This window comes from Shimia marina (genome assembly GCF_001458175.1).
Classification (GTDB): Bacteria; Pseudomonadota; Alphaproteobacteria; order Rhodobacterales; family Rhodobacteraceae; genus Shimia; species Shimia marina.
The window spans coordinates 507,031-522,976 of sequence record NZ_CYPW01000006.1; the positions used below are offsets into that span (position 1 = coordinate 507,031).

The following is a 15,946-nucleotide window of genomic DNA, read 5'->3' on the forward strand; positions in this document are numbered from 1 at the left end:
ACCCATTTGGGTAGGGGTATTTGGGGAAAACCTCTCTTTGTGATGTGCCATTTTCTGCGCCACTTCACTCAGCGATTCTAAGAAGAGACCATAGGAAGAGCCATGCAAATCTCCCGCTTGCCGATCAGCAGTCACGAAACCGTATTGCGCGTTTGCGACGACACCATCGGCCTAACGGGCTTTATCGCGGTGCATTCCACCAAACTTGGGCCTGCTGCGGGCGGTCTGCGCATGCGCCGCTACACGTCAGAAGACGCGGCTCTGACAGACGCACTGCGCCTGTCTGAAGGCATGACCTATAAAAACGCCGCCGCGGGCCTGCCGCTTGGCGGTGGCAAAGCTGTGATCATGGGGGACGCAACTCAGAAGACGTCTGCCCAGCTGCTGACCTTCGCGCGCGCCATCAACACGCTTGAGGGCACATACTGGACAGCAGAAGACATGGGCATGAGCCCGGACGACATGGCTTTGCTGGCCACCGAAACCAAATTTGTCGCCGGTCTACCCAATGGGCCACACGCCAGCGGAGACCCATCTCCAATCACCGCGCGCGGCATCTTCCAATCCCTCAAAATCACGGCGCAGCACCGCTTTGGATCTGCGGATCTGAAAGGGCGCAAGGTCGCCGTGCAAGGGCTCGGCCATGTCGGCACCTATCTATGCGATCTTCTGCATAACGCTGGTGCCAAACTGATCATTGCCGACATCGAGCCCAAACGTGTCGCCAAACTGGCTAAAAAATACGGCGCCACCATCGCGGGCCCCAATGAAATCCTTACCGTAGAAGCGGACATCTTCGCGCCCTGTGCCATTGGCGCCATCCTCAACCAAGACAGTATCGCAAAACTTCGGGTCGCTGCCATCTGTGGCGGGGCCAACAACCAACTGGCCACCCCGGAAGACGGTGCCCGCCTGCACGCCCGTGGTATTCTCTATGCTCCCGATTTTGTCGCAAACGCCGGTGGCATCATCAACGTCGCCACCGAAGTGCTGGGCATCGCTGACCGCGCCGCTTACGTGGACGAAAAACTCGCCGCTGTTGAGCTCACTCTGGAGCGGATTTTTGAGCGTGCCGCCTCCCTTGACTGCAGCCCGGCCGAAGTGGCGGTATCCATTGTAGATGAGATGCTGACAGACCGCGCTGCCTGAACAAAATCGCGCCGGAGCCACTCCCCTCCGGCGCGTTGTTTCACGTGAAACACGATTTTTTCTCAGTCACTTAGGTAATTGAGAGCGCGTCAATCACAAGCTCCGCCACTGCGGTGGAGGAGTTGGGGTTCTGACCGGTCAGCAGATTGCCGTCTTTCTGCACAAACGACAGCCAATCTTCTCCCTTTTCATACAGACCTCCGCGCGCAATCAGGGTGTCCTCCAACAGCTGTGGCACCACATTGGTCAGACCCACAGCCTCCTCTTCGGAGTTTGTAAACCCGGTCACCTTACGGCCTTTCACAATAAATTCGCCCGCCGCATCCTTTGCGTTCACCAAGACAATGGGCCCATGGCACACCGATCCCACAGGCTTGCCCGCGGCAAAGAAATCTTCAATCAACTTGATGGAATGGGCATCCTCCACCAAATCCCACATCGGGCCATGACCGCCGGGATAGAAAATCGCATCAAAGTCACCCGCGTCCACATCTGACAGTTTCGCAGTGGTGTTCAGCGCGGCATTTGCAGCAGCATCCGCCTCAAACCGATGTGTGTGCTCTGTCTGGAAATCCGGCACATTGCTCTTTGGATCCAGCGGCGGCAATCCACCTTTTGGCGAAGCCAGCGTGACCTCACATCCTGCGTCCACAAATACAAAATACGGCGCCGCCAGCTCTTCCAGCCAGAAACCGGTCTTCTCTCCGGTGTCGCCCAATTGGTCATGCGAGGTCAGCGCCACAAGAATTTTCTTGGTCATTGGATGTTCCTGTCACTTTCGGAGACAACCCCTGTTGCCTCATCTGAACTGCATCTAGGGATCATTGCTCTTCTGCCTCAAGTCATATAATCAGAAAGACATCTTTGCACACAGACAACAATAATCGGGAAAACAGCCTTGTCCGATTGGGATGGCATAGAAGAATTTACCATGGTGGCGCAGACCGGTAGCTTCACCACAGCGGCACAGCGCATGAAAGTCTCCACCTCGCATGTGTCGCGACGCGTGCAGGCTCTGGAAGAGCGGCTTGGCGTGAAACTTCTTGCGCGCACAACCCGCACCGTGCGTGTCACAGAACAGGGCCGCGAATACCTGTCTCAAATCGAACATGTTCTATCGGCGTTGCAGGAGGCCAACCAAACCCTTCGTGGTGACATAGCCGAACTGTCCGGACCCCTTCGGATCTCTGCCGCCGGCCCTTTTGCCGAACGCGAGGTCGCTCCCGTTCTACTGGACTTTGTTGAACAGCATCCCCGGATCACACTGGATATGGATTTCAACAATCGCAACGTGGATCTGGTGGCAGACGGCTATGATTTTGCTCTGCGCTACGGCGTGCTCACCAGCAGCAGCCTAATCGCCCGCAAACTGGTGAACCACCGCCTCGCCTGCGCCGCATCTCCCGCATATCTGAAGCGCCATGGCACCCCAAAAACGCCACAGGATCTGAGACAGCACTCCTGTCTGGTCACCAGCAATGACACCTGGCTGTTTCAGGATCCCGACACCAAAGCCACCCTGCCGGTCAAAGTTTCCGGACGCCTGCGCACAAATGACATCCCTATGCTGCAAGAAGCGGTCCGGCGCGGTTTCGGCATTGCCTACTCACCCATTGGAAATTTGCAGGGGTTGATTGATGCCGGCGAGGCCGAGCTTATCCTGCACCCCTACGAAGATCACAGCCGCTCTCATTGGATTGTCTATGCCGACCGCCACCTGATGCCCCGCCACGTCCGCGCCGCGATTGACCATCTGCTCACGGTTTTTGCAACACAAAGATGACAGCCCTCATAGGGCTGTTGCGCAAAAGGTTAATGCAAACGGGCGAAAAACGGCACCTCCGCGAAACAGCCGCAATACCGACGGGATACAGACACGCCGTTTTGACCGTTTTCGGCAGAGCTTAACGCGGCGAACGCTTCGCCAGAATGCGCTGCAACGTCCGCCGGTGCATGTTCAACCGACGCGCCGTTTCGCTGACATTGCGATCACAGAGTTCATAGACACGTTGAATATGTTCCCAGCGCACACGATCGGCGCTCATCGGGTTTTCAGGTGGCGGCGGGAGTTCATCTCCTGAGCTCAGAAGCGCGTTCATCACATCCGTCGCATCTGCCGGTTTGCTCAGATAATCTGTCGCCCCGATCTTCACCGCAGCCACCGCAGTGGCAATTGCACCATACCCAGTCAGAACCACCACTCGGCTGTCTGCCCGCTTCTCGCGGAGCACTTCGACAACATCCAGACCGTTGCCATCCCCCAGACGCAGATCGACAACCGCATAGGCAGGTGGGCGGGCTGTGGCAATGGCTTGACCGGCGACAACAGAACTCGCGGTTTCAACCTCAAAGCCCCGTTTTTCCATAGCTTTTGCAAGCTGTCTCAGAAACGGCTCATCATCATCAACCAAGAGAAGTGATTTATCCGGCCCAATCTCCGGCAGCGCGTTGTCCACCATATGCGTGTGTCCCATGCCAATTTTCCAAGTATTAGCGGCACAGCCTATCGGGGTCAAACCATCACCGCCCTTACATGTTTTCTACGAAGCAACCGACCCTTTGGGCCATATCTTCTGCAGAAATGTCACGACGGAAGTACTCTACAAACCCGTGCTCCGGCAAAGTGAGGTAGGTAAAGGTGGAATGATCCACGAGGTAATAGTCCTCATCCCCATCTTCCGGTGCCTGCTTCTTGTAGTAGGTGCGATAGGCCTGACTGGCCGCTTTGATCTGTTCCGCAGAACCTGACAGACCAATCATGCGCGGGTGCAGGTAGTCCGTAAATTCCTTCATTACTTCCGGCGTGTCACGCTCAGGGTCGATTGTGATGAAGACTGGCGTCACCAGATCCCCTTTTCCTTCAAGGATCTCAACAGCTTCGGCATTTCGCGTCGCATCCAGAGGGCACACGTCCGGACAGTAAGTATATCCAAAATAGATCAAAGATGGCTCCGTCAGCACATCTTTATCCGTCACCGTCTGACCATCCTCATGCACCAGTTCAAACGCGCCCCCAATAGCGCTGGTGCCTCCGGCGACCTGACTGGTGCGACATTGCGCAAACTGATCACCGCCGCCCGTTTCACGTCCCACAAACCACATGGCCGCAAGAGCCAAAACCGCTACGAAGGCAGCCACTGCTGCAACCATACGAACCATGTCGGACCTCATCTGTCATATTGCGAGATATCGTTCAGAGACGTATCAACTGAGGGCGAGGGTGCAAGCGGAAAGGCCTGAAAATGACGGATTTGTCAGACGCGCTGATGTTCTCAAATCGTAGAAGCAACTGGATTCGCCTGCGTACATTCATCATGCTGCGCTGGATCGCCATTGCCGGGCAAATTGTCGCGCTGCTGGTCGCGCAGTTCGGTTTCCACCTGCAGTTGGAATACGGGCTTTGCTATCTTGTTGTTGGTGTGTCCGTTATTGGCAACCTCATCGCAGTTTTTGTGTTTCCCGAAAACAAGCTTCTGACAGAGTCTGAAAACCGCTTCATGCTCTTGTTTGATGTGCTGCAACTCTGCGCACTTCTGTTTTTGACAGGAGGGTTGAACAATCCGTTTTCCTTCCTTGTCGTTGCGCCTGTCACCATCGCCGCCTCTGCACTCTCTATCCGTTCTGCTGTTACCTTGGCGGGCCTGACCGTGATGTTGATGACCATTCTGCTGGAATTTCATATTCCATTGCGCACCAGCAGCTTAGACCTGCTTCAGGTGCCAATGGTCTTCTTATTCGGCAATTGGGCCGCCATCGTCATCGCGATCTTCTTCTCCTCATTCTACTCACGCCAGGTGGTGTCCGAAATGTCCTCTATGGCCGAAGCGCTTGCCGCCACGCAGATGGCTTTGGCCCGCGAACAGAAGCTCACCGATCTGGGCGGTGTGGTGGCCGCGGCCGCACATGAGTTGGGCACCCCCCTGGCCACCATCAAACTGACCAGCGCAGAGCTGATGGAAGAGCTCGATGACCGCCCGGAGTTGCGCGAGGATGCCGCCCTGATCCGCCAACAGGCAGATCGATGCCGAGACATCCTGCGATCCATGGGCCGCGCAGGCAAAGATGACCTTCATCTACGCAAAGCGCCCCTCTCTACAGTGATCGAAGAAGCGGCAGAGCCGCATATTGGCCGCGGCAAAGACATTATCTTTGACCATTTTGACCTACTCGATGGGCCAGAAATACTTCGAAGACCCGAAATAATTCATGGACTGCGGAATCTTATTCAAAATGCCGTAGATTTTTCGAAGTCAACGGTCTGGGTGGAAACCGAATGGTCAGATGAGTCGATCTATCTGCGCATTATGGACGACGGCCCTGGATATCCGACACATCTCATTGGCCGAATTGGCGACCCCTTCATGCGCTATCGCAAGAGCGAAAGAGATCGCAAACGTCGTCCCGGCTACGAAGGCATGGGCCTGGGTCTCTTCATCGCCAAGACACTCTTGGAGCGTTCCGGCGCAGAAGTCAGCTTTGCAAATGGAGTCAACAACTTAGGAGAAGACTTAAGTGACCCCAAACAACGTGGTGCGGTCGTGGAGGTGATCTGGCCAAGACAGAAAATCGATGCGAAATTCAACCTCGAGGCGCTCGGCTCTGGCGAGAACCCGTTGCACACCACTTAACCGAAAAGCGCAATATCATTGCAAATTAAATAAAATTATTCCATATAATGATCTGAGAAATTCTGAAGAACTTAATACCGTTTATTACGCATTTGGGGTCTTCCATGGTGTTTTATTTCACCCAGCTTTTGTTTTTATTTGTTTTAGCGGGCTTGGCATTTGCAACCATTTGGCACGTTTTTTTTATTTCTAATCGCATGCCTAACGCGTCACAAAGACCGTCTGCGACCCAAGGCCACGCACGGTTTCTCTTTCGTGCGGGTGAATTGATCGATGCCAATGCTACAGCGTTAAAAATATGCGCAGAGTTCCCTTCACCTGCTTTTGACTGGTCAGACCTCAATCAGTATCTCTCTGCCCGCTTTCCTGAATTTCCACGCGCGCAGGGCAGCCTGCACCCGCGGGATGTGACCATATTGCAATCACAAGATCCCAGCGATGCCAGTACACTCACTCTGGATCAGTGGGACGATGTCGCTCGCGTGACGCTCAAGCAGGATGACACGCTTGATGCCACAAGACGCACGGCAATCCTGCAAGCCATGTTTCAGGCGCCAAATCCAGTCTGGAAATCTGATGCCGATGGCATGGCCGTCTGGCGTAATGCTGCTTACAAGGATCTCGTCGCACATCTTGGCTACTCCCCAAAGTTGCGCCGCTTGTTTGACGTGACCAATCTGCTTCCGGGTGACCCACCAAAGCGATTGTGCGTATCTAATCAAAACGGAACCAAAGACAGCTGGTTCGATGTGACTGCGGTGCAGGCCGGATCAAATGTGATGTACTACGCCACAGAGGCAGATGCTCTGGTGTCTGCCTTGGATGCACAACGCAGTTTTGTGCGTGTCCTCTCCAAAACTTTTGCACATCTGGCCATTGGGCTGGCCATTTTTGATCGCGATCGACAACTGATACTCTTCAACCCAGCCCTCTCAAAAATGACCGACATCGGGGCTGATTTTCTTTCAAATCACTGCGACCTTTACACGTTTTTTGACCAATTGCGCGAGCGTCACATCATGCCTGCGTCGATCTCACAAACCAATTGGCGTACTCAGATCAACACTGTGATCACAGCTTCCCAAGAAGGGCGGTATTGCGAGACTTGGACCCTTCCCTCCGGAGCAACCTATCGCATCACGGGCCGCCCCCACCCTGATGGCTCATTGGCTTTCCTATTTGAAGACATCACCTCCGAAATCAAACTCACCCGCAAATTCAGAACTGAAATTGAAAACTGCCACAATGTTATCGACACGATCGAAAGCGCTCTGGCGCTCTTTGCCAACAGCGGCCAATTGACCCTGTGTAATCAAGCCTATCGACAGCTTTGGAAGTCAGATCCAGACAGCAGCTTTGCAGACTATACGCTGCATGATGCCATCGGCCATTGGCAGGAGGACTGCATGCCAAGTTCCATCTGGTCCGAGCTGTCACAACATGTATTCGCAACCGTTGACAGAAAACGCTGGGAAGCTGTGATCACACTGAAATCGCGCGCCGTTCTTAAGGTAAAGGTCATTCCAATCACGGGCGGGTTGACCGTGGTATCTTTTGACAAGGCGCCTTCCAGCTCGAATATGCAAAACACATCCCACCTGACCCTTTAATACGCGCGATCCAGCTTGCGGCGGGGCGCGCTGATTTCTACTGTGGCGCCATGACCACGCTTCACTTTTCCCGCGACCTCACTTCTCCTGAAGACACTGCCGATCTTGCGCGCAAAATTGGTGCCGTGCTCAAGGCGGGTGATGTGATTACATTGGAAGGCCCGATTGGCGCAGGCAAAACCCATTTTGCGCGCAGCCTGATCCAATCTCTGCTGATTATGCCCGAAGATGTCCCGTCGCCAACCTTCACGCTCGTCCAAGTCTATGACGGACAGGATTGCGAAATCTGGCATGCCGATCTCTACCGGCTTAACGCCCCTGACGAGGTTGTTGAACTTGGCCTCACTGACGCCTTTGAAGACGCTATATGCCTTGTTGAATGGCCAGATCGCCTTGCCGACCTCTCCCCACAGAACGCCCTGGCACTCTCTCTCTCCCTCCAAGAGGCAGAAAACGCGCGCGCTGCAACGTTCACGGCCACCGATGAACGCTGGGCCGACCTGTTTGAAAGCCTCGCCACATGACCACCCGACGCAGCGAAACACTTGACGCTTTTCTGGTAACGCTTGGTTGGTCAGATGCTCGGCGCACCCCCTTGGCAGGGGATGCCTCCAGCCGCCGCTACGAACGGCTAAAGCGCCCAAATGGCGACAAAGCCATTCTCATGGATGCGCCCCCAAATGAAAATGGCAGCGTCCAGCCCTTTGTGCAGATTGCCGAACATCTTATCACCCAACATCTTTCGGCTCCGCGCATCCTCGGGCAGGACATCGCCAATGGCATGCTGCTGATTGAAGATCTGGGCGACGCGCTTTTTGCACGCGAAATGATGCGCGCGCCTGATCAGGAAGCCCCCCTTTACAAGGCAGCAACCGAAGCCTTAATCGCCCTACATAAAGCCCCGCTGCCACGTGATATGCAGATCATGGATGCCACCACATTGGCAGAGATGATCACCCCTGTTTTTGACTTCTATATTGCCGCCCACACACCTGTCTCACCGGCTTTGCAGGAACAGATCAAACAGGCTTTCGAAAGCCTGTTCACAGCGCAGCTGCCACCGCCAGATGTTCTGATCTTGCGAGATTTTCACGCGGAAAACTTGCTGTGGTTGCCAGCGCGAGAGGGCGTCGCCCGCGTCGGGCTTCTGGATTTTCAGGATGCTCTGATCGGCCATCGCGCCTATGATCTCGTGTCTATGCTGCAAGACGCGCGCCGGGATGTCGCCCCATCCGTTGAGGCTGAAGTCAAAGCGCATTTCATCGCACTGCCAGATGCAACAGAAGATGACTTCAACACCGCTTATCATCTGCTTGGCGCTCAGCGGAACCTGCGCATTCTGGGCATCTTTGCCCGCCTGTGTATGCAGATGGGCAAAGCACAGTATGTCGATCTCATCCCACGTGTGCATGGCCATGTGCTGCACAATCTGCGCCACCCTGCCCTTGCGCCTGTCGCGCCTCTCCTCATTGAGATCCTGCCTGACCCAACTCCTGAATTTCTCAAAACATTGAAAGACAAATGCGCCACACACCCGATGCCATAATGCTCTTTGCCGCCGGTTTTGGCACACGCATGGGCGCACTGACACAGGCCTGTCCCAAGCCGCTATTGCCCGTGGCGGGGAAACCTCTGCTGGATCATACCTTGGCGCTGGCGCAAGCCATCACGCCACGTCAGATCGTGGTCAACGCGCACTATCACGCCAATCAGATCACCGCGCATCTTGCCAACACTCCGGTTTCGGTATCGCTTGAAACTCCTGAAATTCTGGAAACCGGCGGGGGCCTGCGACAGGCCTTGCCACTGTTAGGAGACGCCCCCGTCTTCACCAGCAACACCGATGCCATCTGGCGCGGCCCCAACCCCTTTGCGCTGCTGCAAGAGGCCTGGAAGCCGGACGAGATGGATGCGCTTCTACTCTGCCTGCCACGTGCCAACGCGCTCGGCTACACGCGGGATGGGGATTTTCTGATGGATGCCGACGGTCGCCTCACCCGCGGCCCCGGTGTGGTCTATTCTGGCATTCAGATCCTGAAGACAGAGGGGCTGCATGCGATTGCCGACACTGCCTTTTCCCTCAATCTGCTCTGGGATCAGATGCGCGAAACCAAGCGTCTCTTTGGCATAACTTATCCCGGCGAGTGGTGTGATGTCGGCACGCCAGAGGGCATTGCCTTGGCCGAAACCCTGCTGGAGTCCTCAGATGTTTAAGCCCACAGACGCGCCGCGCGTCTTTGCCCTGCCCGCAGGCGTCGACTTCCCCAAAGCGCTGGTCACAGGGCTGCAAACCCGCTTTTCCTACATGGCCCCTCAAGAAGTGGCCAGATCTCAAATCATCGTCAACACAACTCGCATGGCGCGCCGTGTGCAGATGTTGTTCAACACCGGTCCAGCCATGCTGCTGCCCCAGATTGATGTGCTGGGCAGCTTCACCAAAGTTGCAACCGCAGACCTCCCGCGCCCCAGTTCCCCCATTCGCCAACGCTTTGAGTTGATCCAGCTTGTCACCAGCCTGCTGGAACAACAGCCGGATCTGGCCGCGCGCGCCTCGGTCTATGATCTGGCAGACAGTCTTGCAGGCCTGTTTGATGAAATGGCCGGCGAAGGCGTGGATGTTGATACGATTGACGCGCTGGACGTGAGCGACCAATCCGGCCATTGGGCCCGCGCGCAACAGTTCTTTTCGATTGCGCGGCATTTTCTCGACGATCTTGACAGCGACCCGGGCAAAGACGCGCTGCAACGTCATGCGGTAGAAACCATCATTGCCCGCTGGCAGGAAAACCCGCCACAGCATCCCATCATCCTCGCAGGCTCCACCGGCTCTCGCGGAACCATGCAGCTTTTGATGCAAGCCGTGGCACATCTTCCGCAGGGGGCGATTGTCCTGCCCGGCTATGATTTTGACATGCCAGCTGCCACATGGGCGCATCTTGGCTCCGGCATGGAAAGTGAAGATCACCCGCAATATCGCTATCACGCGATCATGCAGATGATGGATCTCACGCCGCATGACATTGAGCCATGGGACCACACACCGCCACCGGCCCCGGCGCGCAACCGGCTGGTTTCCCTCGCGCTGCGGCCCGCGCCCGTCACCGATCAATGGCTGGCAGAGGGCCCCACGCTGGGTGATCTCATCCCTGCCACGGAAAACGTGACACTGATTGAGGCCACGACACAACGCGAAGAGGCGCTGACCATCGCAGCCCGCATGCGCAAGGCCGCAGAAGACGGTCAGACCTGCGCGCTGATCACTCCCGATCGCATGCTGACCCGCCAGGTCACCGCCGCTTTGGATCGTTGGAACATCACCCCGGATGACAGCGCGGGTCAACCGCTTCAGCTCTCCCCTCCCGGTCGCTTCCTGCGCCATGTTGTGGCTCTGTTTCACCAGAAACTGACCTCAGAGATGCTGCTCACATTGCTCAAACATCCTCTCTGTCATAGCGCGCAGGATCGCGGCACACATCTGAGATTCACCCGCGAACTCGAACTCCACCTGCGGCGCAAGGGCACCACATATCCGGACGCTGAAAAGCTCTTGGCATGGGCCGCTGCGGCAAAAACCGACATGTCCGACTGGATGACATGGCTGACCCGCTGTTTCTGCCACCAAGAACGCATAGACAAACACGATATGCCAATGCTGCTCAACGCGCATATCGCCCTTGCAGAAGCCATCTCAGGCGGCCCCATGCCTGAGAGTGAGACAACATCGGGCGAACTCTGGAAAGAGGGCGCGGGTCGCGCGGCACAGCGCATGATAGAGGATATCAGAGAAAACGCACATGTCGTTGGCGCAATCAGCGCGACCGACTACGCCGATCTTTTCGGTGCGCTTCTGTCCCGCGGCGAAGTGCGTGACCGCGATGCCGGACACCCGCAGATCCTGATCTGGGGCACATTGGAGGCCCGTGTTCAGGGTGCCGATCTGGTCATCCTTGGCGGTTTGAACGAAGGCAGTTGGCCAGAAGCCCCCAATCCGGATCCGTGGCTCAATCGCAAAATGCGCCATGACGCAGGTCTGCTTTTGCCCGAACGCCGCATCGGCCTTGCCGCCCATGATTTTCAGCAGGCTGTCTGTGCGCCCGAAGTCTGGATCACCCGCGCCGTGCGCTCTGATGAGGCCGAAACCGTGCCCTCACGTTGGATCAATCGCATGATCAATCTTCTGGGCGGCCTTCCTGACCAAAACGGCCCAGAAGCGCTCGCTGACATGCGGGATCGGGGCAAACTCTGGCTGGATCGGGTGCGCGCTCTGGAAACCGTGCCCACCGTTCCGGCCGCCGCGCGCCCCTCTCCAACACCGCCACCGGAGGCCCGTCCGCGGGAACTGTCCGTCACTGAAATCAAACGCCTGATCCGCGATCCCTATGCCATCTATGCCAAACGCGTGCTCCATCTACGGCCGCTGGATCCTCTGATGCGCACGCCAGACGCGCTGCTGCGCGGGATCATCGTGCATGAGGTGCTCGAAAAGCTGATCACAGAAAGCAAAGATCAGGATACCCCGGTGACACGGGAGCGTATTTTGCAAATAACAGAGACTGTTCTGGCACAAAACGTGCCTTGGGCCACAGCACGTGTGATGTGGATGGCCCGCATGTCGCGCGTGGCGGACCACATCGTGGATGGCGAAACACGCCGTCGAACCCGTGGCACCCCCGAAGCCTTTGAGGCCACCACCAGCCGCGACATTGAGAGCCTTGGCTTTACCCTCACAGCAAAAGCGGATCGCATTGACCGCACGCCAAGCGGTGAGCTGATCCTCTATGATTACAAAACAGGCGCGCCACCCACCCGCGATGAACAGACCTATTTTGACAAACAACTGCTGCTGGAGGCGGCCATGGCCGAGGAAACCGGGTTTAAAGGCATTGATCCGGCCCGCGTCGCAGATGCGATCTATATTGGTCTGGGCACAAAACCCAAAGATCAGCCCGCGCCCCTCGCCGAAACCTCAACTGCCCAGATTTGGGAAGAGTTCTCCAATCTGATCGCGCAATATCTGGAAGAGGGCAAAGGCTTCACCGCTCGGCGCGCCATGCAGTCCGAACGCGATGAAGGCACCTATGATCAACTCGCCCGTTTTGGGGAATGGGACGCCACCGATGATCCCGCGCCGGAGGTGCTGTCATGACTTTGCCGATGAATGACGCCACCCGCCGCCAGATCACCGCCGCCCGGCCAGACGCCAGCACCTGGCTCTCTGCCAACGCGGGCTCTGGCAAAACCCGTGTGTTGACCGACCGCGTGGCCCGGCTGCTGCTCGAAGGGGTGTTGCCGCAGCATATCCTCTGCCTGACCTACACCAAAGCCGCCGCCTCCGAGATGCAGAACCGCCTGTTCAAACGTCTGGGCAGCTGGGCGATGAAAAGCGATGCGGATCTCTCTGCGGAGCTGGCAGAGCTGGGGGTGAGTGGCAAATCCGCCCCCGAAGATCTGCGACAAGCGCGCACGCTCTTTGCCCGCGCGATCGAGACCCCTGGCGGGCTGAAAATTCAGACCATTCATTCATTCTGCTCGTCTTTGCTGCGCCGCTTCCCGCTTGAGGCTGGCGTGTCCCCTCTGTTTTCGGAAATGGAAGATCGCGCCGCAGCACTCTTGCGCGAAGACATCGTGGAACAGATGGCAGAAGGCGCCGATGCGCCGCTTTTGCGGGATCTGGCCGAGCATTTCACAGGTGCGGATCTGGGCGACCTCACCGCCGACATCACTCGCAACGCTGACCGGCTGCGCCACGGCGCAGCCTTTGACGACCTCGCCACCCTGCTGGATCTTCCCAGCGGATACACCAGCGCGCAGGTGCTGGCAGATGTGTTTCTGGGCGGCGAAATGGAGCTGCTTCAAACCTTGATCACGGTCCTGCGCAGCGGCGGCACAACCGACAATCGCGCCGCTGACAAACTCAGCAGGATCACCGCAGCAGATCACACCGCGCTTGACGTGCTCGAAGGGGTTCTTTTGAATGGCGCGGGTGCGAAATCCCCATTTTCAGCCAAGTTAGAGACGTTTCCAACCAAAAAACTGCGCAGTGAAAATCCGGATCTGATCGACAAGTTGCAGCCGCTCATGCTGCGTGTCGAAGACACCCGTCCGCGCCGACTTGCCCTGCGCGCGGCCCTCCGCAGCGCCGCTCTGCATGCTTTTTCCGCCCGCTTCATCGCGCTCTATGAGGAGGCCAAGCTCAAGCGCGGCTGGCTGGATTTTGACGATCTGATCCTGCGCGCCCGCAACCTGCTCAATGAACCTGCTGTGGCCGAATGGGTTCTCTACCGTCTGGACGGTGGCATCGACCATATCCTCGTGGATGAAGCCCAGGACACCAGCCCGGTGCAATGGCAGGTGATCGAGCGGCTGGCTCAGGAATTCACCTCCGGCACCGGCGCGCGCAGCGACATCACCCGCACCATCTTTGTGGTCGGCGATCAGAAACAGTCGATCTACAGTTTTCAGGGTGCGGATCCTGCGGAGTTTGACCGCATGCGTGAGGAATTCGCCGCGCGTCTGAACCCAACCGGCCATCAGCTGCAAAATCTCAGCCTGGAGTATTCCTTCCGATCCTCCCCTGCGGTGCTCAATCTGGTGGACAAGTGTTTTGAAACCCAGGTCGAGGCGGGCTTTCCCGCAGGCAACCGCCACATCGCCTTTAACGATGACATGCCCGGTCGCGTGGATCTCTGGCCTGTGGTGGAGCCGATGGGCAAAGCCGAGAAAGATGATTGGTTTGATCCCGTGGATCGCCTTGGCGATACCCACCACACGGTGATCTTGGCAGAGCGGGTTGCACGCCAGATCAAACGCATGATCGCGCAAGACACCATCGCTGATGGTCGCGATGACACCGGTGCCTATACGCAACGGCCCATTCAGCCGGGGGATTTCCTGATCCTTGTGCAGCGCCGCTCTGATCTGTTTCACGAAATCATCCGCGCCTGCAAATTGCATGGCCTGCCCATCGCCGGGGCAGACCGGCTGAAGGTTGGGGGTGAAATGGCGGTGCGCGATCTTGGCGCGCTGCTCTCGTTTCTGGCCACGCCTGAAGATGACCTGTCACTGGCCACCATTTTGCGCTCCCCGCTGTTTGGCTGGAGCGAGCAGGCGCTGTTTGATCTGGCCCATCGTCGTCCAACCAGAAAGGGTTGTCACGTCTACCTTTGGGAAGCCCTTCGAAATAGGCGCGAAGACTACCCTGAAACGTTGGAAGTTATCGACGATCTACTGAAACAAACCGACTTCCTGCGCCCCTATGATCTGATCGAGCGTATCCTGACGCGCCACGCCGGGCGTCACAATTTCCTCGCCCGTCTGGGGGCCGAGGCCGAAGACGGCATCAACGCGCTGCTGTCACAGGCGCTGGCTTATGAAAAATCCTCGGTGCCCAGCCTGACCGGCTTCCTGCAATGGATGGAAACCGACGATCTGGAAATCAAACGCCAGATGGACAGCGCCACCAACCGCATTCGCGTGATGACCGTGCATGGCTCCAAAGGTCTCGAAGCCCCCATCGTCATCATGCCTGACACCGGCAAACGGCTGATCAAGACCGATGCACCCATCGTGCCGGTTGAAGACACCGCACTTTGGAACATGTCCGCAGATTCCGCCCCCGCCCCTCTGGCGGAGGCGCGCAGCCAGTTGGCAGAAGCGCAGGCCGCAGAACGGCTGCGCCTGCTTTACGTGGCTTTGACCCGTGCGGAAAAATGGCTGATCGTGGCGGCGGCCGGGGATCTCGGCAAAGATGGCAACAGCTGGTATGACACCGTACGCCGCGCCATGCTGGCCTCCGCCGCAGCGCCGATGCAATTTGACGGGGGCGAAGGGCTGCGCCTGTCCCATGGCGACTGGAGCGGTGCTGTGTCGGCCCCAGCCACACCACCGCAGGAGATCACCACCGCCCTGCCCAGCTTCCTGACATGCACCGCCGCCTTACCGCCTGATCCCCAAACCACGCTCAGCCCCTCAGATCTGGGCGGTGCCAAAGCCTTGGCGGGCGATCAGGGTCTGGATCAAGAGGCCGCCAAGGCCCGTGGGATCTGGCTCCACAGCTTGCTGGAGCATCTGCCAGATCATCCGCAGGCCCAATGGCGCAGCGTGGCCGAGCGCCTGCTAGACGCCAGTGACACCGCTCCCACCACAGCGGAGTTTGAAGAGATCTTTGCAGAAGCCACGCGCAATCTCTCCAAATCAGAGCTGGCATGGATCTTTGCGCCAGAAACCTTGGCAGAGGTGCCCATCACCGCCAATCTGGGGGCGCAGCGGCTCTATGGCATCATCGACCGGCTTGTGATCACAAAAGAGGCAATCTGGGTGATAGATTTCAAATCCAACGCCATCTTACCAGAAAACCCCACCCGCACACCGGAAGGTATCCTCCGTCAAATGGGCGCTTACAGCCATGCTTTGTCACAGGTTTTCAAAGATATACCGATCCACATGGCCATCCTCTGGACAGCCAAAGCCGAGCTGATGGAGCTGCCACACGATCTCGTGACAAAATCGTTGCAGGACGCCGCCCACCTTGACGCCCTGCCCCCGCAAACCTAGGTTCCC

The 15,946-nt window shown here is 57.3% G+C and carries 12 protein-coding genes; 9 read left to right on the forward strand and 3 right to left on the reverse strand.

What is annotated here, in order from left to right:
• Positions 1-102: 102 nt before the first annotated feature.
• Positions 103-1,149, forward strand: a complete 1,047-nt coding sequence (locus SHM7688_RS04305; RefSeq protein ID WP_058238745.1) for a Glu/Leu/Phe/Val family dehydrogenase — start codon at positions 103-105, stop codon at positions 1,147-1,149.
• 70 nt (positions 1,150-1,219) lie between these two features.
• Here the strand turns inward: SHM7688_RS04305 and SHM7688_RS04310 are convergent, their stop codons facing one another.
• Positions 1,220-1,909 (reverse strand): type 1 glutamine amidotransferase domain-containing protein, encoded by a 690-nt coding sequence (locus tag SHM7688_RS04310; protein WP_058238746.1) that lies wholly within the window; start codon positions 1,907-1,909, stop codon positions 1,220-1,222.
• A 138-nt stretch (positions 1,910-2,047) separates the two neighbouring features.
• Here SHM7688_RS04310 and SHM7688_RS04315 point away from each other — a divergent pair, with 138 nt between their 5' ends.
• Positions 2,048-2,932 carry a LysR family transcriptional regulator gene (locus tag SHM7688_RS04315; protein ID WP_188128092.1) on the forward strand — a complete coding sequence of 295 codons (885 nt, stop codon included), beginning with the start codon at positions 2,048-2,050 and terminating at the stop codon, positions 2,930-2,932.
• 121 nt (positions 2,933-3,053) lie between these two features.
• On the opposite strand, the gene SHM7688_RS04320 is transcribed toward SHM7688_RS04315, so the two are convergent.
• Entirely contained in the window at positions 3,054-3,608 is a 555-nt protein-coding gene (locus tag SHM7688_RS04320; RefSeq protein ID WP_058239005.1) for an ActR/PrrA/RegA family redox response regulator transcription factor, read from the reverse strand.
• 70 nt (positions 3,609-3,678) lie between these two features.
• Positions 3,679-4,308 carry an SCO family protein gene (locus tag SHM7688_RS04325; RefSeq protein WP_058238747.1) on the reverse strand — a complete coding sequence of 210 codons (630 nt, stop codon included), beginning with the start codon at positions 4,306-4,308 and terminating at the stop codon, positions 3,679-3,681.
• Positions 4,309-4,391: 83 nt separating this feature from the next.
• On the opposite strand from SHM7688_RS04325, the gene regB reads away from it, so the two are divergent.
• From regB to addA, 7 genes are all read left to right on the forward strand, one after another.
• Positions 4,392-5,777 (forward strand): sensor histidine kinase RegB, encoded by a 1,386-nt coding sequence (regB, locus tag SHM7688_RS04330; protein ID WP_058238748.1) that lies wholly within the window; start codon positions 4,392-4,394, stop codon positions 5,775-5,777.
• A 266-nt stretch (positions 5,778-6,043) separates the two neighbouring features.
• Positions 6,044-7,387 carry a PAS-domain containing protein gene (locus tag SHM7688_RS04335; protein WP_158500665.1) on the forward strand — a complete coding sequence of 448 codons (1,344 nt, stop codon included), beginning with the start codon at positions 6,044-6,046 and terminating at the stop codon, positions 7,385-7,387.
• Positions 7,388-7,437: 50 nt separating this feature from the next.
• Complete coding sequence (tsaE, locus tag SHM7688_RS04340; RefSeq protein WP_058238750.1) at positions 7,438-7,911, forward strand: tRNA (adenosine(37)-N6)-threonylcarbamoyltransferase complex ATPase subunit type 1 TsaE; 474 nt, start codon at positions 7,438-7,440, stop codon at positions 7,909-7,911.
• A complete protein-coding gene (locus SHM7688_RS04345) occupies positions 7,908-8,933 on the forward strand; it encodes an aminoglycoside phosphotransferase family protein (RefSeq protein ID WP_058238751.1) in 1,026 nt (341 codons plus the stop codon). The genes tsaE and SHM7688_RS04345 overlap by 4 nt, the downstream gene beginning before the upstream one ends.
• Entirely contained in the window at positions 8,909-9,601 is a 693-nt protein-coding gene (locus tag SHM7688_RS04350) for a nucleotidyltransferase family protein (protein WP_058238752.1), read from the forward strand. Before SHM7688_RS04345 ends, SHM7688_RS04350 begins: the two co-directional genes overlap by 25 nt.
• Positions 9,594-12,533: a double-strand break repair protein AddB gene (addB, locus tag SHM7688_RS04355; RefSeq protein ID WP_058238753.1), complete on the forward strand. Its 2,940-nt coding sequence runs from the start codon at positions 9,594-9,596 to the stop codon at positions 12,531-12,533. Before SHM7688_RS04350 ends, addB begins: the two co-directional genes overlap by 8 nt.
• Positions 12,530-15,940: a double-strand break repair helicase AddA gene (addA, locus tag SHM7688_RS04360; RefSeq protein WP_058238754.1), complete on the forward strand. Its 3,411-nt coding sequence runs from the start codon at positions 12,530-12,532 to the stop codon at positions 15,938-15,940. Before addB ends, addA begins: the two co-directional genes overlap by 4 nt.
• The last annotated feature ends 6 nt before the right edge of the window (positions 15,941-15,946 follow it).

What these genes read in the sequence shown, in the direction of transcription:
- SHM7688_RS04305 (WP_058238745.1), top strand. Translation starts at nt 103, where the DNA reads ATGCAAATCTCCCGCTTGCCGATCAGCAGTCACGAAACCGTATTGCGC.
- SHM7688_RS04310 (WP_058238746.1), bottom strand. Translation starts at nt 1,909, where the DNA reads ATGACCAAGAAAATTCTTGTGGCGCTGACCTCGCATGACCAATTGGGC.
- SHM7688_RS04320 (WP_058239005.1), bottom strand. Translation starts at nt 3,608, where the DNA reads ATGGTGGACAACGCGCTGCCGGAGATTGGGCCGGATAAATCACTTCTC.
- SHM7688_RS04325 (WP_058238747.1), bottom strand. Translation starts at nt 4,308, where the DNA reads ATGGTTCGTATGGTTGCAGCAGTGGCTGCCTTCGTAGCGGTTTTGGCT.
- regB (WP_058238748.1), top strand. Translation starts at nt 4,392, where the DNA reads ATGACGGATTTGTCAGACGCGCTGATGTTCTCAAATCGTAGAAGCAAC.
- tsaE (WP_058238750.1), top strand. Translation starts at nt 7,438, where the DNA reads ATGACCACGCTTCACTTTTCCCGCGACCTCACTTCTCCTGAAGACACT.
- SHM7688_RS04345 (WP_058238751.1), top strand. Translation starts at nt 7,908, where the DNA reads ATGACCACCCGACGCAGCGAAACACTTGACGCTTTTCTGGTAACGCTT.
- SHM7688_RS04350 (WP_058238752.1), top strand. Translation starts at nt 8,909, where the DNA reads ATGCGCCACACACCCGATGCCATAATGCTCTTTGCCGCCGGTTTTGGC.
- addB (WP_058238753.1), top strand. Translation starts at nt 9,594, where the DNA reads ATGTTTAAGCCCACAGACGCGCCGCGCGTCTTTGCCCTGCCCGCAGGC.
- addA (WP_058238754.1), top strand. Translation starts at nt 12,530, where the DNA reads ATGACTTTGCCGATGAATGACGCCACCCGCCGCCAGATCACCGCCGCC.